Source organism: Streptomyces sp. NPDC104226 (assembly GCF_055584085.1).
Genome location: NZ_JBVJMS010000002.1, coordinates 459306 through 484438 on the forward strand (window position 1 = coordinate 459306; position 25133 = coordinate 484438).

Sequence of the window (25133 nt, forward strand, 5' to 3'; positions counted from 1 at the left end):
GTGTGGTGTTCCCGTGTGGTGTTCCTGTACTGGATCTGCCGGTTCGTGGGTGCTCCGCTTGTTACGTGGCTTCGCTCCAGCGGTGCAACGTGGCGGTGCTGTCGTCGTACGTGAGCCAGGTGCCGTCGCCGAGCGGGCGCACGTAGCTGTCGACCGGGCCCGACGGATACCCGACCGTCCCGCGTGTCTCCAGCGTGCGGGCATCGAGCAGCCAGTGCCGGGCCCGGTCCGGGTCCTCGTCGGCTTCGACCGTGGAGGCGATGACCGTGTCGGCGTCGACGAAGCCGCAACTGTAGTCCCAGTAGGGCGGTTCCTCGCCGTCAGCCGGTTCGGGCTCCGACTCGGAGACGACGGTGCCGTCCAGGGTGTGGAGTTGGAGGTCGGCGCCGTAGTGCTCGACCGTCAGGAAGCCCGGGTGCCCGGCGTGGACGTCCGCCAGGATGCGGTCCATGCCGGCGTTGAGGTCCCAGCCGGTCAGCGTCTCGCCGTTCCAGCGCGCCCAGTGGAGCAGGATGCCGTCCTGGCCCATGCCGACGCACAGGCCCACGTGGACGCCGTCGGGGTGGGAGAGGTGGTGCGAACCCGCCGCGGCGCCGTCCAGCGGCAGGCGGGCCAGTTCCCGTCCGTCGCGGGCGTCCAGGACGACCCAGCATTCCCCTCCCTCCGGGCCCGTCACCACGTGCGCCCAGACGAGTCGGCCGTCGTCGGAGATCCGGCAGGATCCGTGCTCGAATCCGCCGCACACCGCCTGGCCGTCGCCCGTGTGTGCGTGGCCGGGTCCGGGCGCCCAGCAACCGTGCCGGTACTCCCACAGCGTTGCGCCGCCCGCGCCCACGGCCCTTACCGCGCGCTGGCCCGAGAACACCGCGAAGGAGCCGTCGGGGCTCACCGAGTGGACGCCGTGGTCCCAGCCGGGCCAGGGAACGGGGAAGACGGCGGCCGGCGTGCGTTCCCCCGCGAAGAGCGCGTGCAGGTCGTGGACCTGCAGTTCTCGTCCCTTGCGGAGGAGAGCACGGCACGACCCGTCCCCACGCCCCTCGAAGGCGAAGCCGTTGACGAGTGCGTCCCCACCCGGCAGCTCCACCGAGTCGCGCAGTTGTGCGGTGATCACCATGGGCTGAAGATATCGCCCCGCCGACGTGCTCAGGCCGTGGCGCTGCCGAACCACTTCGCCAGCCGGGCGTCCAGCTCGTGCTGGTCCTCCCCGACCCATGCCACATGGCCGTCCGGGCGCAACAGTACGGCCGGTACGTCCAGTTCCTCACTGACGTCGACGACGTGATCGATGCGGTCGGCCCATCCGGAGACCGAGAGCCGGCCGGTCTGGTCGAGCAGGAGTCCGCGGCCGGTGTGCATCAGCTCGTAGAGGCGTCCCCGCTTCAGCTCCACGTCCCGCAGCCTGCGGCCGAGCAGTTCGTGGCCCTCGCCGAGGTCGTAGCGGACGTCGACCGCGGTGATCATCCCCGTCACGTACCGGTTGACCTCCTCGAAGTCCATCAGCTTCGCGAACAGCTTCCGCAGCGCGGTGGGACCCGCGTCGGCCCCCATCAAGGTGATCTGTGCGCGGGTGTTGTCCAGTACGGCGGCGCCGACCGGGTGGCGTTCGGTGTGGTAGCTGTCGAGGAGGTCCTGCGGGGCCCAGCCGTTGACGGCGGCGGCGAGCTTCCAGCCGAGGTTGAAGGCGTCCTGCACGCCGAGGTTGAGTCCCTGGCCGCCGGTCGGCGGGTGGATGTGCGCCGCGTCGCCGGCCAGCAGGACCCGGCCGACCCGGTACTGCTCGGCCTGCCGGGTGGCGTCGCCGAAACGGGACAGCCAGCGCGGGGAGTGCACACCGAAGTCGGTTCCGCCGAAGGCCCGCAGCTGCTGCTTGAACTCCTCCAGGGTCGGCGCGCTGCGGTCCTCGGACACGCCGTCGGCGGGGACGATGATGCGGCACGACCCGTCCTCGCTCGCGTGGACGCCGAAGCGGAGCTGGGTCTTGTTGACCTCCGCGACGACCGTGTCGATCGTTTCCCGATCCGCGGCCACCTCCATGTGGCCCAGCAGGGTCTCGACCGTGGCGGGTTCGCCCGGGAAGCCGACGCCGAGCAGTTTGCGCACCGCGCTGCGGCCGCCGTCGCATCCGACGAGGTAGCGCGAGCGCAGGCGCGTACCGTCCGCCAGCTCTGCGGTCACCCCGTCCTCGTCCTGGCTCAGGCCGACCACTTCGCAGCCGCGCCGGATCTCGGTACCGACTTCGAGGGCGTGCTCGCCCAACAGCTGCTCGGTGAGGGGCTGCGGGATGGCGAGGCCGTACGGGTGCGCCGTGTCCAGCCGGTCCGGCCACGGCTTCATGACTCCGCCGAACAGGCCGCCGACCTGGAACTTCTCGCTCGCGGCCAGGAACCGGTCCAGCAGGCCGCGCTGGTCCATCAGTTCTACGCTGCGCGTGTGCAGGCCCTGACCGCGAGACTCTCCGGTCGGACGGGCCAGCTTCTCCAGCACCACCACGCGGACACCGTGGAGGCGCAGCTCGGCCGCCAGCATGAGACCGGTCGGTCCGCCGCCGACGACGGTTACGTCGATTACATCGGTTGTGTTGGGGGTTTCGGTCGTCACGCAATCACCATTTCCGCAGGTTCCGCCTTCGATCGGTGATTCTGCGTCACGACCGGGGCCTTGCCGCAAGCCCCCCGGTGCGCTATAAGTTGAGAGTGGCAAGGAGTGGGAAAACCTCCTTGCCTTTCTGCGTTCCGTTCCGGGAGAAATCAGCTGGCGAGCCGGTTCCTTCGTGGACGATCATGCACCGCATGAGTGATCAAGACGCGCGATGGACCCGGTCGACCCTCTACACCGACATGTGGGTGGACCCGGACGAAGACCCCCGCAACAACGACGGGAACAGCGCCGAGGGCGAGCTCGCGACCTTGCAGGACTACCTCAAGGACTACCGCCTGACCCTGCGGATGAAGTGCGAGGGCCTGGACCCGGAGCAGCTGGCCCGCCGGTCGGTCCCGCCGTCGACGATGTCGCTGCTCGGCCTCCTGCGGCACCTCGCCGAGGTCGAACGGGACTGGCAGAACTGGATCACCGACGGCGATCCGCTGCCGAAGCTGTACGGCACGCGCGACGGGGACTTCGAGGGAGCCGTCGCCGAGCAGGCCGTGGTCGACGGTGCGTACGCCGATCTGGAGCGCGAGCAGGGCGCGACCGACGCGGCGCTGGCCCGGCATACGGATCTGGGCGAGCGGCTGGGCAAGGACCGGGTCTCGGTACGGGAGCTGCTGGTGCACCGGATCGAGGAGTACGCGCGCCACTGCGGGCACGCCGACCTGTTGCGCGAATGCGTCGACGGGCGGGTGGGCCAGTGACCGCTCCTGCGCGGTCGTAGCCGGGGCGGTCAGGGCCGCCTGCGGGAACGGGCGCAGCCCGTGTGACCATGGCTTCCTTCGCACAACAGCACCTCATGGGGGGACCATGCGCACCCGTACCACCACCGCCTCGGCCGGCCTCGCCGCCATGCTCGCGGCGGCCCTCGTCCTGTCCGGCTGCTCGGCCGGGAAGGGTGCGGGGGCCGGAGCAGCGGCCGGCGCCTCCTCCCCGGCGGCGTCCCCCGCGCCGGTGCCCGCCGGTGGCGGGTTCGAGGGGCCTCGGCCGCAGGACCAGAACCTGCTGGCCTGGACCGGGGATCCGAACGACGCGGGGCACGTCACCGCCCAGTCCGCGGCCGGGGTCGGCGGACGGGTCACCCTGGTCCGGATGGTGCTGCGCGAGGAGATCACCTGGTCCAACATCTGGCTGGGGCTGGCCGGCATCGACCCGAACGCCCAACTGTCCAACTGCTACCTCGGCGTGTACGACGCGAAGGGCACCCTGGTCGCGTCCACCGCGGACGTCTCCCCGCAGTTGATGACCGAGGCGATAGCCAAGCCGTTCCCCCTCGCCAAGCCGTTCACCGCCGCCCCCGGCACGTACTTCGTCGCCCTCCTCCTCAACGGCAACTGGGCCACGAACGCCCTCACCCTGAAGGCCACGGGCGCCGGGATCTCGGTGAACGCGGGTCTGAACCCGCCGAGCCTGCGCTACAGCACCGTCCTGACCGGTCAGACCTCGCTCCCGGCCACCGTGAACCTCGCCGAGCAGTCGACCAGCACGATCAACACCGGCTGGGCCAGCCAGTGGTACGCGATCTCCTGAACGTCCCCGATCTCCTGAACGTCCCCGACCTGCCCGGCCTCCCCGACGCCTCTGACGTCGCCGAAGTCCGTGCCGGGCAGGCCCGAAGCTCCCGTGGCGAATGACTAGTAGGAAAGTTTCCTGTTTGCTAGCATCCCGCTTCGGCGGCTCGGCGCGGTGCCCGCATCCGTGGGCATGACGCGCTCAGCGAGAGCTCTGACCCGGCCGCTGTGACCACGCCCGCCCCTGCCCGCATCCGGGCAGGGGAGCGGGGTCTCGTACCGGTGCCAGCTCTCGCCACCCACCAGGCCAGGGAGTCAGGAATGCACCTGAGCACCCCCAGCACACTGCACGTTCATACACCACGCCGCACCATCGGCGTGGTCATCACCGCCGTACTCCTCCTCGTAGGCGGCCTGTTGCTCGCCTATCCCGAACGGGCCGGCGCCGCCGCCGACCCCCTCATCTCTCGCGGCAAGACCGCCACGGCGTCCTCCGTGGAGACGTCGAGCCTCGGTCCGCAGAACGCCTTCGACGGCAGTTCCACCACCCGGTGGGCCAGCGTCGAGGGCAAGGACCCGCAGTGGATCCGCGTCGACCTCGGTGCGAACGCCACCGTCTCCCGGGTCGCGCTGCGCTGGGAGGCCGCGTACGCCAAGACGTACCGGGTCGAGATCTCGGCCGACGGCACCACCTGGACCCGGCTCGCCAACGAGACGGCCGGGAACGGCGGCACCGACGACTGGACCGGCCTCTCCGGCAAGGGCCGCTACCTGCGCGTGTACGGAACCGCTCGCGGCACCTCCTACGGGTACTCCCTGTACGAGGTCGAGGTGTACGGCACCCTCGACGGGGGCGGCGAACCCCCGCAGACCGGTGCCTTCACCGTGGTGGCGGCCGGTGACATCGCCGCCCAGTGCACCGCTTCGGACAGCAACTGCGCCCACCCCAAGACCGCGGCGCAGGCCCAGAAGATCAACCCGAAGTTCTACATGACGATGGGCGACAACCAGTACGACGACGCCCTGCTCTCCGACTTCAAGGCGTACTACGACAAGTCCTGGGGCGCCTTCAAGGACAAGACCCGCCCGGTGCCGGGCAACCACGAGACGTACGACCCGGCCGGGTCGCTCGCCGGCTACAAGGCGTACTTCGGGTCGATCGCCTACCCGCAGGGCAAGAGCTACTACAGCTTCAACGAGGGCAACTGGCACTTCATCGCCCTCGACTCCAACTCCTTCGACCAGAAGGCCCAGATCGACTGGCTCAAGGCCGACCTCGCCGCCAACTCCAAGTCCTGCATCGCCGCTTACTGGCACCACCCGCTGTACTCCTCCGGCGGCCACGGCAACGACCCGGTCAGCAAGCCGGTCTGGAACATCCTGTACGGAGCCAAGGCCGACCTCGTGCTGAACGGCCACGACCACCACTACGAGCGGTTCGCCCCGCAGGACCCGAACGGGAAGGCCACCGCCGACGGGATCACCGAGATCGTGGGCGGCATGGGCGGCGCCGAGCCGTACGACATCGAGACCGTCCAGCCCAACAGCCAGAAGCGGATCAGCGGTACGTACGGAGTCCTGAAGCTGGACTTCACCGACTCCGGTTACAGCTGGAGCTACGTCGCCGCCGACGGGACCACGAAGGACACCAGCCCGAAGTACACCTGTCACTGATGTACCTGGCCACCACCGGCCGCCGGGCCGCTCCGGCCCCGCCCCCCACCACGGGGGCGGGCCGGCGCGTCCCCGCCGCCGTCCTCGCACTCGGTGCGGTCAGCCTCGTCACCGACATCTCCTCCGAGATGGTCAGCGCGGTACTGCCGCTCTACCTCGTCCTCGGACTCGGCCTCTCCCCCCTCCAATTCGGCTTCCTGGACGGCCTGATGGGAGCTGCCGGCGCGGTCGTGCGGCTCCTCGGCGGACATCTCGCCGACCGCGGCCACCGGTACAAGCACGTCGCGGGCATCGGCTACGCCGTCTCGGCCTGCTCCCGGCTCGGCCTGCTGCTCGCGGGCGGCGCCACGGTCGGAATCGCGGCGTCCCTGGCCGCGGACCGGGTCGGCAAGGGCATCCGTACGGCCCCCCGCGACGCGTTGATCACCCTCAGCAGCCCTCCCGAGGACCTCGGCCGGTCCTTCGGCGTGCACCGGGCCATGGACACCACCGGGGCCCTGCTCGGCCCGCTCGCCGCCTTCGCCCTGCTCTGGGCGACCGCGGACGCGTACGACGCGGTCTTCGTCGCCAGCTTCTGCGCCGGTCTGCTCGGCGTGCTGCTGCTCGTCCTCCACGTTCCCGGCCACCACCGCCCGGCGGCCGCGACCGCCCCGGCTCCGTCCCGGGGCAAGGCCTTCGCGGCACTGCGCGACCCCGGCTTCCGCCGGATCCTGCTGGCCGCCGCCCTGCTCGGCGGCGCCACCATCGGCGACGCCTTCGTCTACCTCCTGCTCCAGCGCCGACTGGGCCTGGATCCCGGCTGGTTCCCGCTGCTGCCGCTCGGGGCGGCCGCCGGCTACCTGCTCCTGGCCGTCCCGGTGGGCCGGATCGCCGACCGGGTCGGGCGCAGGCTGCCGTTCCTGTACGGGCACCTCGCCCTGCTCGGCGCCTACCTCGTCCTGCTCGCCCCGGCGGGCGGGCCGGCCCCCCTCCTCCTCGCTGCCGTCCTCGCCCTGCTCGGGGTGTTCTACGCGGCCACCGACGGGGTGCTGATGGCCCTCGCCGGGCCGGTGCTGCCCGCCGGGGGCCGGGCGGGCGGGCTGGCCGTGCTCCAGACCGGCCAGGCCCTGGCCCGGATGCTCGCCGCGGCGGGCTTCGGCGCAGCGTGGACGGTGTGGGGGCCGCGGCCCGCCCTGTGGGGGGCCACGGCGGTCCTGCTCGCCGCACTGGCGGGCGGCTGGGCCCTGCTGCCGCGCGACCCGGGCACGGCGGGCGGTCCCGGCGCCCCGGACGCCGCGGGCGTCCCGGACTCCCCGGACTCCCCGGACTCCCCGGACTCCCCGGACTCCCCGGACTCCCCGGAGGAGTACCTGCAATCCCCCACCAGCGAGCGGAGCACCTCATGACCACGCAGCCCACCGACCCGGCTCCCGTACGCCGGCTCGGCACCCGGGCCCGCACCGCCGTCACGGTCGCCGCGGTCGTCCTCCTCGCGGGCTCCACCGCCGGGTACGCCCTGCACGCGGAGAACCGGTCGGCCGGCGGACAGGCGGCCGACGCCTCCTTCGCCCTCGCCGGGCCCGCCCTGTACTTCCGGGACAGCGCCACGGGCCGGGTGGCGCACCAGCCCCTCACCTCGACGGCGGGCGCCGCCGACCGCACCGCGGGCGGTCCCGCCTGCGACCGTTTCCATGCCGCCGGGGGCACCGCCCTCTGTCTGCGCGCCGAGCCGGGGGTGCTGCCGAAGACGTACGCCGTCGTCCTCGACCGGAAGCTGCGCGAGGTGAGCCGGACCGTCGTGCCGGGGGTTCCGACCCGGGCCCGGGTGTCGGCGTCGGGGCAGATGCTCGCCTGGACGGTGTTCGCCACCGGGGACTCCTACTCCGCCACCGGCTTCTCCACCCGGACCGCCGTGCTCGACCGGCGCACGGGGTACTTGGTGAAGTCCCTGGAGGAGATACCGCTCACCATGAACGGTGTCCGGTACCACTCCCCCGACGTCAACTACTGGGGCGTGAGCTTCGCCCGGGACGACAGCCGCTTCTACGCGACCGTCTCCACCAAGGGACGTACGTACCTCGTCGAGGGGAACATGTCCGACTGGTCGGCGAGGACGCTGCGGGAGAACGTCGAATGCCCCTCCCTGTCGCCCGACAACACCCGCGTCGCCTTCAAGAAGAAGGTGTCCGACGACCCGGCGGCGCCCTGGCGGCTGTACGTCCTCGACCTGCGGACGATGGTCGAGACCCCGCTCTCCGAGACCCGCAACGTGGACGACCAGGCGGCCTGGACGGACGACGGGACGGTCGCCTACGCCCTGCCGGGCGCGGACGGCCGCGCGAGCGACGTCTGGACCGTCCCCGCGGACGGCACCGGAGCCCCCCGGCTGTCCGTCGCGGGCGGGTCCTCGCCGGTGGCGGTGGCGGCCGGCGCAGCCGGCGCGGCCGGCGCGCAGTGATCCGCAGGTCTCCGATGCTCGATGATGCTCATTCGGCCGCCACTTCGAGCATCTATTGACATAGACCTGACACTGCGTTGCACTGTGGGCGACTCCCTCCGGCAGTCACGGCCGGAGGGAGATGCCGCCGTGCACGCCTGCAGTGAACACCTGGGGACTCGCCATGCGTCTGCTCGGATTACTGACCGCCTCCGCCCTGGCCCTGGCCCTGGCCGCGGCCTCCCTGCCCGCCCAGGCCGGAGCCGAGCCCCTGCGGGCCGGGGCAGCCGGGGCCGCCGCGGCGCCGCAGACCGTGCCGGCCCTGCGCCAGTGGACCGCCGGCAGCGGGTCGTACGGCTTCACGAGCACCAGCCGGATCGTCGTCGACCCCGCCCACACGGCGCAGCTCTCCGACGAAGCGGCCACCTTCGCCGAGGACTTGGGGGCACTGACCGGGCGTCCGGTGGCGGTCGTCACCGGCAGCGCCTCCCCCGGCGACATCACCCTGGGCCTGGGCGACGGTTCGCTGCCTGCCGAGGGGTACCGGATGACCGTCGGCTCGACCCTCGCCCTCCAGGCCGGGACCGACGCCGGGGCCTTCAACGGCACCCGCACCGTGCTGCAGCTGCTGCGCCAGTCGGCCTCCGTGCCGGCGGGAACGGCGGTGGACTGGCCCACCAAGGCCGAACGCGGCCTGATGATCGACCAGGGGCGGAAGTTCTTCACGGTCGACTGGGTCGAGCAGCACATCAAGGAGCTGGCCTACCTGAAGCTCAACTACTTCCACTTCCACCTGTCGGACACCTTCGGCTTCCGCCTGGAGAGTTCGACGCACCCGGAGATCGTGTCCGCGGACCACTACTCCAAGCAGGACATCGCGGACCTGGTCGCACTGGGGCAGAAGTACCACGTCACGATCGTGCCCGAGATCGACACCCCGGGGCACATGAACCAGATCCTGGCCGCCCACCCCGAGCTCAAGCTCAAGGACGCTTCGGGCACCGCCAGTTCCGAGTTCATCGACCTGTCGCTGCCCGGTTCGTACACCCTGATCAAGGACCTGATCCAGGAGTACCTGCCGCTGTTCCCGGCCCCGTACTGGCACATCGGCGCCGACGAGTACGTCACCGACTACGCCAGGTACCCGCAGCTGCTCGGCTACGCCCGCGCCCACTACGGGGCGAACGCCACCGCCAAGGACACCTACTACGGGTTCGTGAACTGGTCCGACGCCCTGGTCCGCGCGGCCGGCAAGACCACCCGGATGTGGAACGACGGCATCAAGTCCGGCGACGGGACCGTCACGCCCGACGCCCGCATCCTCGTCGAGTACTGGTACAGCTACGGACTCACCCCCCAGCAGCTGGTCGATGCCGGGCACACGGTGGCCAACGACTCCTGGACGCCGACCTACTACGTGCTCGGCGGTGCGAAGCCGGACACCAAGTGGATGTACGAGACCTGGACCCCGGACCGGTTCGAGGGCGGCGCCACCATCAACGACCCCTCGAAGAACCGCGGTTCGCTGATCCACGTCTGGTGCGACAACCCGAACGCCGAGACGGAGACGCAGATCGGCGCCGGCATCATGTACCCGCTGCGCGCCCTCGCCCAGCAGACCTGGGGTTCCCCGAAGCCGGTGGCCACCTATGCGGCGTTCACGCCGATCGTGGCGGCGATCGGGCACCACCCCGGTTGGCCGGGGACCTCCCAGCCGGGCAACCTCGCCCAGGGCCGCCCCACCACCGCCTCCAGCACCGAGACCGCCGGCTTCCCGGCCGTCCTGGCGACCGACGGCGACCCGGGCACCCGGTGGTCCAGCGCGTACGCCGACCCGCAGTGGCTGCAGGTGGACCTCGGCTCCGCCCGGGCCGTCAGCCGTGTGGTGCTGCGCTGGGAGGCGGCGTACGGGAAGGGCTTCCAGATCCAGGTCTCCGACGACCAGAGCACCTGGCGCACCCTGTACTCCACGACCACCGGCACCGGCGGGGTCCAGGACCTGACCGGCCTGTCCGGCTCCGGCCGCTACATCCGGGTGTACGGCACCCAGCGCGGCACCGCCTACGGCTACTCGCTGTACGAGTTCGAGGTGTACGGAGGCCAGTTGAGCGGGACCCGGACCCTCACCGCGGCCGGGAAGGCCCTCGACGACCCGGCGAGCTCCACCGCCTCCGGCACCCGGCTGATCACCTGGACCCCGCACGGCGGCCCCAACCAGCAGTGGCGGCTGACCCTCACCGGCGACGGCAGCTACACCATGGCCAACGGCTCGTCCGGGCTCTGCGCGGACGTGGCGGGCGGATCCACCGCCGCCGGCGCGGCCGTGGTGCAGACGGCCTGCGGCAGCGGCGACAGCCAGCGCTGGGTGGTCACCCCGATCGGCTCCGGCGAGCACACGGTGGCCAACAAGAAGAGCGGACTGCTCCTGACCACCGCGTCGGGCGCGGACGGAGCCCTGGCGAGCCAGCAGGCCGACAGCGGTTCGGTCTACCAGCGCTGGCGGATCAGCTGACGTCGGGCGGCGGTCCGGCCGCCGATACCGAGGCCAGCCGGGCCCCGGGTCCGGTCAGCCGGATCCTCAGTTCCCGCACGGTGAGGGGCTCCACGCGGTGGACGCGGCGGACCCCCACCGTGTGGCCGGAGGCGATCAGCCGGCCGTCCGCCCAGACCTCGTGGCCGTCCACGCGCTGTCCCAGGGCGAGGTCCTCGCGCAGCTCCACGTGGTCCACGCGCACCGGACGGCCGAAGTCCGCGAGGACGGCGTCCCCCTCGACCGTGAGAGCGGCGGGGACGGGATCGCCGAGACGGCGCTGCAACTCCGCGGTGAACGCACGGAGTCGGGCCCGGTCCGTCTCGTCGATCAGTCCGCGCCGGTCGGGCGGTACGCCCAGGAGCAGACCGGCACCGAGCCCCACCGAGGAGTACCAGATCTCCAGCAGGTCCTCCCGGCTCTTGAGGGTGTCCTCGTTCCCCGGTTGCCAGAACCAGTCGCGGCGGAGGGGGACATCGCATTCGGGGGGCAGGTAGGCGGCCGCTTCGAGCGCGGTCTGCCCCTCGTCGTACAGGCTGATGCCCGTGGCGTGCGTGACGTAGCGGCAGGGGTCGGCGGCGAGTCCCTCCTCGTTGCCGATCCAGCGGATCGTGGGACGGCCCATGTTGAAGACCATGGCGTCCGGCTGGTGCCGGTCGATCACGGCCATGACCGCGTCCCAGTCGTACGTGCGCCCCTCGGATCCCGCGCCGTCGAACCACAGCTCGCACAACGGGCCGTATCGGGTGCAGAGTTCGGTGAGCTGGCGGAGGTAGAAGGAGTCGTAGTCGGCGGGCTGCCCGTAGCAGTCCGCGTTGCGGTCCCAGGGCGAGAGGTAGAGCCCGAGGCCGAGGCCCGCCTCCCCGCAGGCCTCGGCCAGTTCGGCGACCACGTCGCCCGCTCCATCCTTCCAGGGCGAGGAGGCCACGGAGTAGGCGGTGGTGTCGGTCGGCCAGAGGCAGAAGCCGTCGTGGTGCTTGGCGGTCAGCACGACGTACTTCGCTCCGGCCTCGGCGGCGGTACGCACCCACTGGCGCGCGTCGAGCTGCGAGGGCCGGAAGGTGGCCGGGTCCAGGGTCCCGTCGCTCCACTCGACGCCGTTGAAGGTGTTGATGCCGAAGTGCAGGAAGATCCCGAATCCGGCTTCCTGCCAGGCGAGTTGTCCCGGCGTGGGCACGAGGGAGGTTTCGCCTGGACCGGCGAGTGGTGCGGAGGTACCGAGGGTCATGGTGGGCTTCCGGGTTTCGGCGGCGGAGGGGGTCAGGCCGAGTGGGCCAGGCTCGCCTGGTGGACGGCGTAGGCGAAGGGGAGTCCTCGGGCGTACCGCTCCAACTCCTCGGCCGCGCAGGCCGCGAGCCTTCCGAGTTCGTTGCCGAGGGATCCTGCGATGTGCGGGGTCAGCAGCACGTTCGGCAGGTCGTAGAGCGGTGACCCGGCCGGCAGCACGTCGGGGTGGGTGACGTCGAGGACGGCGTGCAGCCGGCCGGAGACCAGCTCCGCGGTGAGCGCCTCGGTGTCGACGAGCGTCCCGCGTGCGGTGTTGACGAGGGTCGCGCCGTCGCGCATGAGGGCGAGGCGGCGGGCGTCGACGAGGTGGCGGGTCTCGGGGGTCTGCGGCGCGTGCACCGTCACCACGTCGCTGCGGCCCATCAGTTCGTCCAGGTCGACGGGTTCGACCCGCAGGGCCCTCGCCTCGTCGGCGTCCAGGTACGGGTCGTGGACCAGCACGCGGGCGTCGTAGGAGCGCAGCAGCTCGATGACGCGGCGGCCGATGCGGGAGGCGCCGATGATGCCGACGGTCCTGCCGTAGTTGCCGATCCCGGGGTAGAGGGTGAGCGGGTTCAGCTGCGTGCGGACCTCCCGGTAGGCCCGGGCGGTGGTGAGGACGCGCTTGTTGGCGAAGACGATCGCGGCCACGGTGAACTCGGCGACGGGTTGCGCGTTGGCCTCGGCCGCGCTGGTGACGGTCAGGCCGCGCCGCCAGGCCGCCTCCGTCATCATCCCCTTCACGGATCCGGCGGTGTGCACCACCGCGCGCAGGGCCGGGAGGAGGTCGAGGGCCTGCTCGGTGAGGGGCGGGCAGCCCCAGCCGGTGAGCAGGACCTCGGCTTCGCGCAGTCGGGCGGGGTCCGCGGCGGCGAAGTCGGTGACCAGGAGGTCGGGGTCCAGGAGGGCGGTGGCGCCGAGCCGGGCGAGGGTCTGCTCGTCGAGCAGGGCGGCCTTCGTGTCGGCGCCCATGGCGAGGAGGGTGCGGGGTCGGCGCGGTCCGGCCGGCGCGGGGTTCGTCACTTGACCGCTCCCGCCGTGAGGCCGGAGCGCCAGAACCGCTGGAGGCCGATGAAGGCGAGGGCGAGCGGGATGACGGCGACCAGGGATCCGGTGATCGCGAGGGAGTAGAACTCCGGGTACTGGAGCACGACTTGGTTCCAGCTGTAGATGCCGAGCACCGCCGGGTACAGGTGGTGGTCGTTGAGCATGACCAGCGGGCCGAAGAAGTTGTTCCAGCTCGCGGTGAAGGAGAAGAGGAAGAGGGTCATGAAGCCGGGCATGAGCATCGGCAGCGAGATCGACCGGAAGACGCGCAGCTCGCTCGCTCCGTCGATGCGGGCCGCCTCAAGGACTTCACCGGGCACGTAGCCCTCGGAGAAGACCCGGGCCAGGTACACGCCGAAGGGGTTCACGAGTGCGGGGATGAGGATCGCCCAGTAGGTGTTGACGATCCCGGTCTCGGAGGCGAGCAGGTACTGCGGGAGGGTGATGACGACGGTGGGCACGAGGGTGCCGGTCAGGACGAGGCCGAAGAGCGCGCCCTTGCCGCGGAACTCGTACTTGTCGAAGCAGTAGCCGGCGGCGACGCTGATCAGCGAGGACGCCAGTGATCCGACGACGGAGTAGAGGAGGCTGTTGAGCAGCCAGCGGCCGAAGATTCCGTCGTCGTGGGTGAAGACGGCCCGGAGGTTGTCGAAGAGGTGGAACTCCCCGAAGCCGAAGCCGGCCGTTCCGAAGAGGTCCGCGTGGTTCTTGGTTGCGGCGATCAGCAGCCAGGTCAGCGGCATCAGGGTGTAGAGGACCGCCACCAGGAGGACGGCGTTGACCACGGCCTTGGAGGCCATCGCGCCGGTCCGGCGCGGCCTTCCGGCGGGGTTCCGCTTCCCCTGCGGGGCGGGCGGGGGTGCGGGGGCGGGCGCCGGCTCGACGCCGGGGGCGGCCGCGGGCGGGGCCGAGGGGGCGGTCTGGGTGCTCATGCCGAGTCACCTCGCTTTCCGATCCGGGTGACGACGTAGGAGAGGGTGCCGGCGACGAAGGCCACGATGAGCGAGGCGGAGGAGGCGAGCCCGTAGTCGTGCCGCTCGAAGGCCGCCTTGTAGATGAACATCATCGGGGACCAGTCCGAACCCATCGAGCCGGCCCGCTTCGAGAGGAGCATCGGCTCGCCGAAGATCTGGACCACGCCGACACAGGTGAACAGGAGCGTGAGGAAGACGGCGGAGCGGATCATCGGCAGTTTGATCTGCAGGGCGATGCGCAGGTCACCGGCTCCGTCCATGACGCCGGCTTCGATGACCTCGCGGGGCACGGCCTGCAGGGCGGCGAAGAAGATGATCATGTTGTAGCCGATCCACTGCCACGCGGCGACGTTCACCAGCGAGGGCACGACGCTGCCGGGGGCGAAGAAGTCCCACTGGCCGCCCGCCGCTTCGATCCAGTCGAGGACCGGGCTCAGGCCGGGGGTGTAGAGGTAGGTCCAGATGATCGCCGCGATCAGTCCGGGGACCGCGTGCGGCATGAAGACGGCGAACTGTACGAGCCGCTTGGCCTTGGCCGCGGCCGAATCGACGAGCAGGGCCAGGGCGAGCGCGGCGCCGATCATCACGGGGATGTAGACGGCACAGTACGCGGCCACGTGCAGGAAGGACGAGGTGAAGCCGTGGTCGCCGAGCGCCTTGGCGTAGTTCCCGAACCCGCTGAAGACCCTTTCGGTGCCGCCGAATCCGAGACCGGAGGAGCGCTCGGTGAAGAAGCTCATCCAGAGCGCGTACGCGACGGGCAGGATCAGGACCGCGGTGAAGAGCAGGAAGAACGGGCCGAGGAAGACGAGCACCGCCCTGCCCTGGCCTGGCCGGCGCACGGGCGCGGCGCCGCGCGCTGAACGAATGAGTGGTGCTGCCACCGGATCTCCTTGGTGGTGCGCTGCGGAGGAGCGGACGGGGAAAGGGGGGCGGGGAAGGGAGACGGGGCGGGGCCCGGGGGTGCCGGAGGGCTACGGGCCCCGCGCGGCGCCTACTTCGCGAGGTTGAGCCCCCGGCCCTTGATGGCGGCCTCGGCAGCGGTCTGGCCGGCCGCGAGTCCGTCGGTCAGGGTGCCCTTGAGGGCGGCGTCCTGGATGGCGGTGTTGGTGGCGGTCTGCACCGGGCCCCAGACCCAGCCCGGCACGATGGTGTCGACCTGCGCGCCGGCGATCTCGTAGACCTTGTCGCCGCCGAAGAAGCCCTTGTCGTCGAAGGCCGCGGCGGCGATCGGACGCAGCTCGGGGCTGGCGGGCAGGCTGCTGCTCGGCGCCTTCAGGCTGCTGAGGCGGGCCTTGACGCCTTCGGGGCTGGTGGCCGCCCACGTGGCGAACTCCGCCGCTTCCTTGACGTGCTTGCTGCCCTTGGTGACGGCGTAGCTGGTGCCGCCGAACATGCCGGTGGCCGGGGTGCCCCAGTGCGGCAGCGGGGCGACGCCCCACTTGCCCGAGTCCTTGGCCAGGGCCGTCATCGTGCCGCCCGCGCTCCACGAGGCGCCGATGAAGCTGGCCATGACCCCGTCGGCCTTGGCCTTCGCGAACTCCGGGCCGTTGATCTTCAGGTTCATCACCAGGTCGTCCTTGACCAGGCCCTGCCAGTACGAGGCCACCTTCTGCGAGGAGGCGTCGTTGATGTCGACCTTCCAGCCGTCGCCCTCGGTGCCGTACCACTTGGCGCCGGCCTGCCAGGAGAGCGCGGCCAGCAGCGGGGCGTCGTCGTTGCCCCAGCCGCCTATGCGGACGTTCTTGTCGGCGGCCTTGATCTTCTCGGCGGCCGTCTTGTACTCGTCCCAGGTCTTGGGGACTTCGACGCCCGCGTTCTTGAAGAGGTCCTTGCGGTAGTAGAGGAGGTTGGGCGTGGCGTCGTACGGCACGGCCCAGGTCTTGCCGCCGAGGGTCACCCGGTCCTGGACGCCCTGGGGGAACTTCGCCTTCACCGCGGCCCCGGCCGGGCCGCTGATGTCCTCGAGGAATCCCTGGCTGACGAACTCGGGGAGGGTCGGGTACTCGATGCCCGCGACGTCGGGAGCGTTCCCCGCCTTGATCGCGTTGCTGATCTTGGCGTACCCGTCCGGTCCGCCGGTGATGGCCGAGAAGGTGACCTTGATGTTCGGGTGGGACGCGTTGAAGGCGTCCACCACCTGCTGGGCACCGCCGGTCCAGCCCCAATAGGTCAGGTTGACGGGCTCTTTGGGGGCTTCGGCCTTCGGCGCGGCGCCCTCGCTCCCACCGCAGGCAGTGGCGAACAAGGCCAGCGAGAGGGTGGCGAGGGCGGCGCGGGAGGTACGGGAAGTGAGCTTCACTGCTCTGCTCCTCAGGTGCGAGCCGTCGATGCGGCGAGGTGATGCACATCATTCGGCCAGAGGAGAAGCGAGTCAATAGAAAAGGAAAGTTTGAGAAAGAAAAGCGAAGTAACGGTTAGGCCTCGCTGGACGCGCGCACCCTCAGTTCAGGGAGGATGGCGATCCGGCGCCGCGGACGGCCCGGCTCGCGAAGCCTTCGTACGAGCAACTCCACTCCCGTGACCCCGACTTCGTGCTTCGAGGGGGCCACCGCGCTCAGCGGCAGGTCCGCCAGGGAGGCCACCTCGTCGTCGTACGAGACCAGCGCGACATCGCCCGGCACGGACAGCGAGGCGGCGCGCAGCCGCTGTATCAGCACCATGGCCTCGTGGTCGGGATGGACGAGGGCGGCGTCGACACGGCCCTCCCGAACCGCTGCCACGAAGGCGTCCATGACCTCTTCGTAGGCGGCGTCACCCGCACCGAACTCCTCGAGATCGAGGAAGAGGGCGTGCTCGGCCGTGTCGGGGCCGGCCTCCTCCATCGCCGCGTCGTAGCCCTTCTTGATCCAGGGCGCGGTGGGGGTCCCGCCGCGCATCACGAGGCCGATCCTGCGGCGCCCCGTGTCCAGGAGGTGGCGCACCGCCAGCCTGGCTCCGTACCCGTGGTCCGTGCCGACGTGCTCGGCCGCGGAAGCCTGCTGTTCGGGGCGGCGTTCGATCAGGACGACGGGCACGCCGAGCTCCTCGTACCACTGGCCGCCCGGCTTGCCCTCGCCGGCGGAGGGCGCGAGCAGCAGCCCGTCCACGCCGTCCTCGACCATCCGCGCGGCCTGCGCCTTCTCGGTGTCCACGTCGTACGTGGACACGGCGAGGGTCAGCCGCACCCCGAGGGCGTCCGCCGCTTCCCGGGCGCCCTTGATCACCTCGGGGTAGTAGTAGGCGGAGGAGGGCACGATCAGCCCGAGGACCAGCGGCCGGCCGGATCCGGCGGCGGGGGCGGGCACGGCCGTACGGGCCGCCGCCGGGGCGGCGGTCACCGGGGCGGTCTCCGCCCAGTCCTCGGGCAGCATCGCGCCGCCGTGCACCCGGGCCAGCAGGCCGCGTTCCGCGAGGACTTCGACGTCCTTGCGCACCGTCACCACGGACACGCCGAGCTCCGCCGCGAAGTCCGTGACGCGCATCGACCCCGCTTCGCGGACCCGTCGCAGGATCGCCTGCTGTCGTTCCTCTGCGTGCACGGTGGAGCTCCCCTCAACTGCGTCCCTGGCCGAGGTCAGCGTAGCGCGCGGAAGCCGAATCTTACGTTTCCTTTCGAACGAAAGGATTACATAGTGTCCCCGTGATCGACCGGCGGGGCCGGCGCCGGCGTACGGGCTATCCGGCGTCGGGAGCGGCTGCGCCGCAGTCGGGGTGGCCCCAGCGCGAACCGAGCTTGCCGATCTTCTCCCCCGCCGCGTACTGCTTCCCGCAGGGGCAGGTGCCGGGGAACTTGGCCTTGATGGTCACCCCGGCCCGGCCGGCGGTCGCGCCCTTGGCCGACGCGGCTCCGGCGGGGCGGCGGGCGGAGGTGCTGCGGGCCGGGGTGCTGCGGGCCGGCGCCGGGACGGGCATGGACGCGTGGCCCAGCGCGGTGCCGGCCGGCTCCTGGCTCACGGCGGCGTCGCTGGCCGCCTGGTCGGCGATCGCGTTCAGGTGGTCGCCGTCCTCGCGGTGCGCGGGGACGTAGCGGAACTCCACGTCGCGGTCGGTCAGCAGGGCGTCGATGCTCTCGACGAGCTCCCGGTTGGCCACCGGCTTGCCCGCGGCCGTCTTCCAGCCGTTGCGCTTCCAGGCCGGGAGCCACTGGGTCACGGCCTTCATGGCGTACTGGGAGTCCATCCGCACCTGCACGGCCGTACCGGGGGCGACCGCCTCCAGCAGCCGCTGCAGAGCGGTGAGTTCACCCACGTTGTTGGTGGCCCGGCCGAGCGGCCCGGCCTCCCAGCGCTCGGGGTGCCCGTGGACGTCGGCGATGACCCAGGCCCAGGCGGCAGGCCCGGGATTTCCCTTGGCCGCCCCGTCGCAGGCGGCGATGATGCGATCAGACATCCCCCGATCATGCCTCACCGCGAACGTCACCCGTGCCCACGGATGCCGCCGGGCCGGGGGAAGGGTAAGGGGCCATGGCCCCGGCCGAGGGCGGCTCCGGGTCCGGCTCCGGGTCCGGCGAGGGCTCCGGTCGTTCCCCGTCGTGCTGCCTCGGCAGGAGCCGGTCCAGGAAGGGCGGGAGCCACCAGTTGGCCCGGCCCATCAGGAACATCGCCGACGGCACCAGCACCAGCCGCACCACGGTCGCGTCGAGGACCACGCTCACCGCCAGGCCCACCGCGAGCATCTTGACCACGACGGTGGGCGAAGCCGCGAAGGACAGGAACACCGCGGTCATGATGAACGCCGCGCTGGAGATGACCCGGCCGGTGGAGGCCAGCCCCGTACCGACGGCGAGGGTGTTGTCCCTGGTGCGGTGCCAGGAGCCGGCGATGGCGGAGAGCAGGAAGATCTCGTAGTCCATCGACAGCCCGAAGACGATCGCGAACATCATCATCGGTACGAACGACTCGATGGGGACGGGCTCCGACACCCCGATCAGCCCGCTCCCCCAGCCCCACTGGAACACCGCGACGAGGACCCCGTAGGACGCGGCGGTCGTGAACAGGTTCAGGGCGACCGCCTTGAGCGGGACCACCACGCTGCGGAACACGAAGGTCAGCAGGACGAGCGCGGCGGCCAGCACGATGGCGATGATGAGCGGCAGCCGGTCCTTGACGGTGTCGCGGAAGTCCAGCTGGCCGGCGGTGGATCCGGTGAGGTAGCCCTCGGCGCCGGTGCCCTCGAGTGCGGAGGGCAGCGTGGTGCCGGTCAGCGTCGTGAACAGGCTGCCGGTGCCGGCGCTCTGCGGTCCGGTGGCCGGGGTGACGGTGGAGACGAGCAGCCGGCCGTCGGGGCTCGGCGCGAGCGGGGTGAACCCGGCTATCCCGGCGGTGTCCCGCAGCGCGGCGGTGAGTTCGGCGCCGATCCGGTCGGCCGGTACGGCGGCGTCGTGGAGGTCGGCCACCAGGACGAAGGGGCCGTTGGCCCCGGGGCCGAAGCCGGGTCCCTCGCCCTCGGCGATCCAGTCGTAGGCGGTGCGCGTGGTGCTTCCCGCCCGGTCGGCGCCGTCGTCGACGTGGCCGAGGCGCATCGAGAACAGCGGTACGGCGCACAGCGCGAGCAGCAGCGTTCCCGCGGTCAGGAACTTCCACGGGTGCCGGGCCACCAGGGCGGCGTAGCGGTGCCAGCCGTCGTGGTCGCCGGAGGTCTCGGCGACCGGGCGGCGCAGCGCGAACCGGTCGATCCGGCGCCCGACAAGGCCCAGGGCCGCCGGTACGAGGGTGAGGGCGGCCGCCCCGGTGACGATCACCACGAGGGTGGCGGCCAGCCCCATGCGGCCGATGAAGGTCAGTCCGCAGGTGTACAGGCTCAGCATGGCCACGGCGACGGTGACGGCGGCCACGACGACGGCGCGCCCGCTCGTGGCGGCGGTACGGGCGGCCGCGTCGACCGGATCGTGCCCCTCGAGGAGGTCCTGCCGGAAGCGGGTGGTGAGGAAGAGGGCGTAGTCGATGCCCACGCCGAGCCCGATCATGGTGGCCAGGGTGGGCGCGGCGGTCGCGAAGCTGATGATGCCCGCCACGATGCCGACGATGCCGAGGCCCACGCCGACGCTGACCACCGCGGTGAGCAGGGGCAGCAGGGCGGCGGCGACGCTGCCGAAGGCGAGCAGGAGGATCAGCAGGGCGACGAGGACGCCCGCCACCTCGCGGGCCCTGTCGTCGACCGGCGGCCGGACGACCTGGTTCAGGTCCCCGCCGTACGCGACCTCCACGCCGGAGTCGCGGGCCGCTGCGGTGGCCGCGTCGAGGGTGCCGGTGTACTCGTGCCCGAGGGTCTTGACCTGCCGGTCGAAGGACACCGTGGTGTAGGCGGTACGGCCGTCCGCGCTGGTGACGACCGGGGAGGCGGCGGTGACGTGCGGCATCCGCGCGAGGCGGGCCGCGCTCTCGTCGACGGCTTGGCGGTGTCCGGCCAGGGAGCCGGAGTCGACGTGGAAGACCACGCGTCCGTTGGGGTCCCCGAGCCCGGGTGCGGACGCGGCCAGCAGATCGGCTCCGGTACGGGACTGCGTGCTGGGGAGGCTGATCTGGTCGCTGTAGACCGGGTCGGCGAGCCGGCTGCCGGTCATCGCGCCGGCCAGCAGCAGGAGCCAGGCCGCGATCACCCAGACGGGGTGGCGGGCACAGAAGCCGCCGAGGCGGCCAAGGCGGCCGAGGCTGCTCGTTCGGCCGAGGGGGGAATGCACGTCGCCTCCAGGAAGTGTCAGGACTGACACGAAGCACCTTGACAGAAAATGTCAGGAGTGACAATTGTCAGCCATGACAATTGACAGGGGTGACGGCATTGCTAGTCTTCGACGGTGAACCACGATCCAGATCCGGAGTCCGGCCTGCGCGAGCGGAAGAAGGAGCGGACCCGCACCCTGCTGCGCGAGGGCGCGGCCGCGCTGTTCGCTGAGCACGGCTTCGCGGGCACCACGGTCGCGGACATCGCCGCCTGCGCGAACGTCTCCGAGCGGACCTTCTTCCGCTACTTCGAGAGCAAGGAAGCCCTGCTCCTGCCCGACAGCGTCGACCTGTTCGCGTACGTCGAGGCCGAACTGGCCCGGCGTCCGCCGCAGGAGGACCCGCTCGACGCGGTCTGCAACGCCCTGATCGCCGCGGTCGCCCCGTTCGCGGCGTCCAGCCTCACCGCCCTGACCCACTCCGTGGCCATCGCGGGTGACGAGCGCGTGGTGGCCGCCCAACTCGTGCAGCTCTTCGCCGATTTCGAGGACCGGCTCACGCTCCTGGTCCTGGACCGGCTCCCCGCCGACACCCCCGCGGCCGACCTGCGCGCCGGGGTGATCGCGGGGGCCGCCCTGTCCGCCGTCCGTGCCGTCCTGCGCACCCAACGCCGGCGCCGCGCGAACGGCACCTTCACCGACACCCCGCCCTCCTCGCTCGTGCTGGAGGCCTTCGCCATGCTCAAGCAGATCGGATCCACAGCGCAATGAAGCTCCGACGCACCCCCGCACTCGTCACCGCCGGCATAGCCGTCGCCCTGGCCGGCACCTTCGTGGCCGACGTCGTGGTCGAAAACACCGCCCAGGAGCGCATCGCGCGGGCGGCCGGCTGCCGCCTCCAGGCCCGCGGACCCGTCACCGCGGAACTCTCCGGCACCTTCGCCGGACTCCGCACGCTGACCGGCCGGCTGGGTTCCGTACACCTGGCGGCCGAGGGCGTGCGCCGCGCCGACACCGACATGGACATCAAGGCCGACCTGTACGACGTCACGCGCGACGGCGGCATGAGCGGCGGCCGGGCGACGGCCACCATCCCCTACGAAGCCCTGCAGAAGCGTTTGGCCGACTCGGGGGACGCGGCCGGGGGCGCGGAGGGGCTGACCGTGGGCGGCGACGCGAAGGGACTCACCCTCACCGGGACCGTGGGCGGCCTGGGCCTCCCCGTCACCGTGCACGCGAGCACCAGCGCCACGGCGACCGGCATCACGATCACCCCGACGACGGTCACCGTACTGGGCCGCGAACTGCCGATAGCCACCGTGAGCGGGCTGCCCGGTGCGGCGGGCCTGGCCGAGCGGCTGGCACCCCGGACCGTGGACGTCGGCGAGCTGCCAGAGGGGGTCAGCCTCACCGGCGCACGGACGACCGGCGACGGCCTCACCCTGGACGCCTCCCTCGCGAAGTCCTCCTCGCCGGACACCGACGGGAACCGCTGCATGTCGGCGTAGCTCATCGACCGGACCCCCCGCCCCTTTCCGGTTCGCAAATACCACAAGCCACCGAACCCGCCCAATCCACCGCCCCACAGCAGCCGGAAATTGACTTTACGGATTCTTTAAATTTACCCTCCGGCCATGCGCAAATCTCCTTCCACCGTCCTGTCTGCCCTCTCCCTCGCCTGCCTGGCGCTCGCCGCGGCCGGCTGCTCCGCCGCTACGACCGACAAGGCCGTGGACCAGGTCGACAAGGTCGTGAACGAGAGCTACGAGGTCACCTACGAGGTGACCGGCAAGACCGTCGACTCCGTCTCCTTCCACGACGGAGGGGGCACGGCCACCGCGCCGAACCTCGTGACCGCCGAGCAGCCGGGCGCCTCGTGGACCAAGACGGTCACCCTGCGCGGCATCATGCCCCCGGCGGTCTCCCCCAGCTCGGTCGAGAACACCGCCGACCTGGCCTGCAAGGTCATCTACAAGGGCAAGGTCATCAAGGAGGCCACGGGCGAGGCCGCCATGGCCGGCGGCTGTGTGGCGGTGTCTCCGATCGCCGGGCAGTAGTCCGATCACCGCGCAGTGGTCCGATCACCGCGTAGCGGTCCGCTGAGCACGCGGGAGGCGGGCCGCCGGCCTCAGGGGCACTTCGTACCGCAACAGGCTTGACCTCAAGTCCGCTTGAGGGGTGATCGTCGTCCTCATGACCACGCAATCACCGTCCCGCGCGGCGGACATCGACGCGATCAACCGGCTCGTCGCCACCGTCGAGCACTCCCAGCGGACCAAGGACCCCGAGGAGTTCCTCGCCCTCTTCCACCCGGACGCGATCTGGACGACGGCCCACGGCAAGGTCCTCATCGGTCTCGACGCGATCGCGGAATTCACCCGCAAGGTCCTGCCCGCGGCGGACTGGGACGGCCAGGTCACCTACGAGGTGGTCCACGTGCTCTTCATCCGCCCGGACGTCGCGGCCGTCAAGGTCCGCCAGCGCTACCTGTCCCCGGACGAGGAGAGCGAGGGAGCACCCCTGTACGTGATCACGAAGCAGCCCGACGGCCACTGGCTGCTGACGGCCTGCCAGAACACGGGGGTGCTCGCGGACGCCTCCTGAGCCGGGGCCGCGCGGCACGGTCTCACCAGGGAATCGGCCCGTCCTCGGCCAGGAAGGCGCCCGTCGGGCCGTCCTCGCCCGCCGTCGCCAGGTGGACCGCCATGGCCGCACCCTCCTCCGCCGTACGCATCCCGGTGTGGCGGTTCAGGTCGGTCGCGCAGTAGCCGGGGCTCACCGCGTTGACCAGGATCCCCTCGGCGCGCAGTTCGTTCGCGTAGAGCGCGGTGATGGCGTTCAGAGCGCTCTTCGAGGTGCAGTACGGCAGCAGGACCGCGGAGTAGGCGGACCACGGGCTGCCCGGGTCGGCCAGGTGGGCGAGGGAACCGAGTTCGCTGGACATGTTGACGATGCGTGCGGCGGCGGAGCGGCGCAGCAGGGGGAGCATGGCGTGGGTCACCGCGACGACGCCGAACACGTTGGTCTCGTAGACCTGCCGGACGGCGGCGGCCGGGGTTTCGCTCGGCTTGTGCGGTCCGGCGGCGATCGCGGCGTTGTTGACGAGGATGTCGAGGCGGCCGAACGCGGCGTCGATCTGCCGGGCCGCGGCCTGCACCGAGGACTCGTCGGTGACGTCCAGCGGAACGCACCATACGTCGCCGCCGCCCGCGCGGAGCTCCTCGGCCGCCGCCTCTCCGCGCTCGGCGTTGCGGGCGCCGATCAGCACGGTGATGCCGAGGGCTGCGAGCCTGCGCGCCGTTTCCTTGCCGATGCCCTTGTTCGCGCCGGTGATCAGTGCGGTCTTCCGTGAAGTCGTCATGGCACTCAGCCTCCCCGCACCCACGGGTGCGAGGGAAAGACCGGAACGCTCTGGATCTATAGTCCACGGGTATGAGTGAGCTGGAGGTTCGGGAGCTGAGGTACTTCATCGCGGTCGCCGAGGAACTGAACTTCAGCCGGGCCGCGCAACGTCTGGGGATGGCGCAGCCCCCGCTGTCCAAGGCGATCGCTCAGATGGAGTCCCGGCTCGGGGTGCGCCTGCTGGAGCGCACCACCCGGCAGGTGAAGCTGACCGACGCCGGTCAGGTGCTGCTCGACCAGGCGCGGATCGCGGTGGACGCGGTACACGCGGCGGCCCGGCGAGCGCGCCGGGCCGGTCAGCCGGAACCCCGGCTCGTCGTGGCGGTCAAACCGGGTGGCGATGCGGGGCTGCTGCGGGAGGTCCTCGCCGCCTACCGGGAAACGGGTGCGCATCTGCCGCCGCCCGAAGTCGTCGTCGGCGGCAGCGGGGAGCCGATCGCCATGCTGCGGGACGGCCGCGCCGATGTGGCGCTGCTGCGCAGCCCGTTCGACGGTCAGGGCCTGGATTCCGAGACCCTCGTGGTCGAACCGCGCCTGGCCGTCCTCCCTGCCGCGCACCGCCTGGCCGGACGTCGGCGACTGCGGCTGGCCGACCTCGAAGGCGAACCGATCCCGCGCTGGAAGGGCGCCGCCCCCTCCACCACCGCCTACTACACCGGACGCGAGGACGCAGAAGCAGCCGACGGCCACCCGGGCCCGTGGCCGGCCGGCACTCCCGAGGGGCCGCTCGTGGCCGGCGTCGAGCAACTCCTGGAGGTGGTCGCGCTGGGCCAGGCGGTGGCGTTCCTGGCACGCTCCACCACCGAGCGGCACCAGCGCCCGGACATCGCCTACCGGCCGGTCGCCGGCCTCAGCCCCAGCGCAGTCGTGGTCGCCTGGCCGGAGACCTCCCGCTCCACAGCTGTCGCCGCCTTCGTCCGAGCCGCCCACGACGTCGCCGCCCACCACCCCGACCACATGCCCACCCTGGTCTGACCGGCATATCGGCTCGCGCACGGCATCCGCGTACGGGCAGGATGGCTTGACC

The 25133-nt window shown here is 71.5% G+C and carries 22 protein-coding genes; 11 read left to right on the top strand and 11 right to left on the bottom strand.

All coding sequences use genetic code 11. From position 1 onward, the window contains the following. Positions 1–61: 61 nt before the first annotated feature. Both ACZ60J_RS07435 and rox read right to left on the bottom strand, forming a co-directional pair. Complete coding sequence (locus tag ACZ60J_RS07435) at positions 62–1114, bottom strand: hypothetical protein (RefSeq protein WP_469679491.1); 1053 nt, start codon at positions 1112–1114, stop codon at positions 62–64. 29 nt (positions 1115–1143) lie between these two features. After that, positions 1144–2598, bottom strand: a complete 1455-nt coding sequence (gene rox, locus ACZ60J_RS07440; protein ID WP_469679492.1) for a rifampin monooxygenase — start codon at positions 2596–2598, stop codon at positions 1144–1146. Between the two features lie 182 nt (positions 2599–2780). On the opposite strand from rox, the gene ACZ60J_RS07445 reads away from it, so the two are divergent. From ACZ60J_RS07445 to ACZ60J_RS07470, 6 genes are all read left to right on the top strand, one after another. Further along, positions 2781–3350 (top strand): DinB family protein, encoded by a 570-nt coding sequence (locus tag ACZ60J_RS07445; protein WP_469679493.1) that lies wholly within the window; start codon positions 2781–2783, stop codon positions 3348–3350. Between the two features lie 106 nt (positions 3351–3456). After that, positions 3457–4176 (top strand): hypothetical protein, encoded by a 720-nt coding sequence (locus tag ACZ60J_RS07450; protein WP_469679494.1) that lies wholly within the window; start codon positions 3457–3459, stop codon positions 4174–4176. A 302-nt stretch (positions 4177–4478) separates the two neighbouring features. Continuing rightward, positions 4479–5831, top strand: coding sequence for a discoidin domain-containing protein (locus tag ACZ60J_RS07455; protein WP_469679495.1), 1353 nt, complete (start codon positions 4479–4481; stop codon positions 5829–5831). Further along, entirely contained in the window at positions 5831–7216 is a 1386-nt protein-coding gene (locus ACZ60J_RS07460) for an MFS transporter (protein ID WP_469679496.1), read from the top strand. The genes ACZ60J_RS07455 and ACZ60J_RS07460 overlap by 1 nt, the downstream gene beginning before the upstream one ends. Further along, positions 7213–8268 carry a TolB family protein gene (locus tag ACZ60J_RS07465; protein ID WP_469679497.1) on the top strand — a complete coding sequence of 352 codons (1056 nt, stop codon included), beginning with the start codon at positions 7213–7215 and terminating at the stop codon, positions 8266–8268. The genes ACZ60J_RS07460 and ACZ60J_RS07465 overlap by 4 nt, the downstream gene beginning before the upstream one ends. Before the next feature lie 163 nt (positions 8269–8431). Further along, complete coding sequence (locus ACZ60J_RS07470; protein ID WP_469679498.1) at positions 8432–10759, top strand: family 20 glycosylhydrolase; 2328 nt, start codon at positions 8432–8434, stop codon at positions 10757–10759. Here the strand turns inward: ACZ60J_RS07470 and ACZ60J_RS07475 are convergent. From ACZ60J_RS07475 to ACZ60J_RS07510, 8 genes are all read right to left on the bottom strand, one after another. After that, positions 10752–12005 (bottom strand): alpha-L-fucosidase, encoded by a 1254-nt coding sequence (locus ACZ60J_RS07475; protein WP_469679499.1) that lies wholly within the window; start codon positions 12003–12005, stop codon positions 10752–10754. The two genes, ACZ60J_RS07470 and ACZ60J_RS07475, sit on opposite strands and share 8 nt — an antisense overlap. A gap of 32 nt (positions 12006–12037) precedes the next feature. Next, entirely contained in the window at positions 12038–13066 is a 1029-nt protein-coding gene (locus ACZ60J_RS07480) for a hydroxyacid dehydrogenase (protein WP_469679500.1), read from the bottom strand. Beyond that, the gene (locus ACZ60J_RS07485) at positions 13063–14022 is read right to left on the bottom strand and encodes a carbohydrate ABC transporter permease (RefSeq protein ID WP_469679501.1); all 960 of its coding nucleotides are present in this window, start codon (positions 14020–14022) and stop codon (positions 13063–13065) included. Before ACZ60J_RS07485 ends, ACZ60J_RS07480 begins: the two co-directional genes overlap by 4 nt. Next, the gene (locus ACZ60J_RS07490; protein ID WP_469680258.1) at positions 14019–14879 is read right to left on the bottom strand and encodes a carbohydrate ABC transporter permease; all 861 of its coding nucleotides are present in this window, start codon (positions 14877–14879) and stop codon (positions 14019–14021) included. Before ACZ60J_RS07490 ends, ACZ60J_RS07485 begins: the two co-directional genes overlap by 4 nt. 179 nt (positions 14880–15058) lie before the next feature. After that, positions 15059–16366, bottom strand: coding sequence for an ABC transporter substrate-binding protein (locus ACZ60J_RS07495; protein ID WP_469679502.1), 1308 nt, complete (start codon positions 16364–16366; stop codon positions 15059–15061). A gap of 115 nt (positions 16367–16481) precedes the next feature. Further along, positions 16482–17585: a substrate-binding domain-containing protein gene (locus ACZ60J_RS07500; RefSeq protein WP_469679503.1), complete on the bottom strand. Its 1104-nt coding sequence runs from the start codon at positions 17583–17585 to the stop codon at positions 16482–16484. 136 nt (positions 17586–17721) lie between these two features. Beyond that, positions 17722–18435 (bottom strand): ribonuclease H family protein, encoded by a 714-nt coding sequence (locus tag ACZ60J_RS07505; protein ID WP_469679504.1) that lies wholly within the window; start codon positions 18433–18435, stop codon positions 17722–17724. Between the two features lie 7 nt (positions 18436–18442). Continuing rightward, on the bottom strand, positions 18443–20725 hold the full coding sequence (locus tag ACZ60J_RS07510) for an MMPL family transporter (RefSeq protein WP_469679505.1): 2283 nt from the start codon (positions 20723–20725) through the stop codon (positions 18443–18445). Positions 20726–20839: 114 nt separating this feature from the next. Here ACZ60J_RS07510 and ACZ60J_RS07515 point away from each other — a divergent pair, with 114 nt between their 5' ends. The 4 genes from ACZ60J_RS07515 to ACZ60J_RS07530 all read left to right on the top strand — a co-directional run bounded on the left by ACZ60J_RS07515 (position 20840) and on the right by ACZ60J_RS07530 (position 23308). Next, positions 20840–21475 carry a TetR/AcrR family transcriptional regulator gene (locus tag ACZ60J_RS07515; RefSeq protein WP_469679506.1) on the top strand — a complete coding sequence of 212 codons (636 nt, stop codon included), beginning with the start codon at positions 20840–20842 and terminating at the stop codon, positions 21473–21475. Beyond that, entirely contained in the window at positions 21472–22212 is a 741-nt protein-coding gene (locus ACZ60J_RS07520; protein WP_469679507.1) for an LmeA family phospholipid-binding protein, read from the top strand. The genes ACZ60J_RS07515 and ACZ60J_RS07520 overlap by 4 nt, the downstream gene beginning before the upstream one ends. A gap of 126 nt (positions 22213–22338) precedes the next feature. After that, positions 22339–22761: a hypothetical protein gene (locus tag ACZ60J_RS07525; protein WP_469679508.1), complete on the top strand. Its 423-nt coding sequence runs from the start codon at positions 22339–22341 to the stop codon at positions 22759–22761. A gap of 136 nt (positions 22762–22897) precedes the next feature. After that, entirely contained in the window at positions 22898–23308 is a 411-nt protein-coding gene (locus ACZ60J_RS07530) for an SgcJ/EcaC family oxidoreductase (protein WP_469679509.1), read from the top strand. Between the two features lie 22 nt (positions 23309–23330). Here ACZ60J_RS07530 and ACZ60J_RS07535 read toward each other — a convergent pair whose 3' ends face one another. Further along, entirely contained in the window at positions 23331–24065 is a 735-nt protein-coding gene (locus tag ACZ60J_RS07535; RefSeq protein ID WP_469679510.1) for an SDR family oxidoreductase, read from the bottom strand. A gap of 71 nt (positions 24066–24136) precedes the next feature. Here ACZ60J_RS07535 and ACZ60J_RS07540 point away from each other — a divergent pair, with 71 nt between their 5' ends. Beyond that, on the top strand, positions 24137–25081 hold the full coding sequence (locus ACZ60J_RS07540) for a LysR family transcriptional regulator (protein ID WP_469679511.1): 945 nt from the start codon (positions 24137–24139) through the stop codon (positions 25079–25081). The last annotated feature ends 52 nt before the right edge of the window (positions 25082–25133 follow it).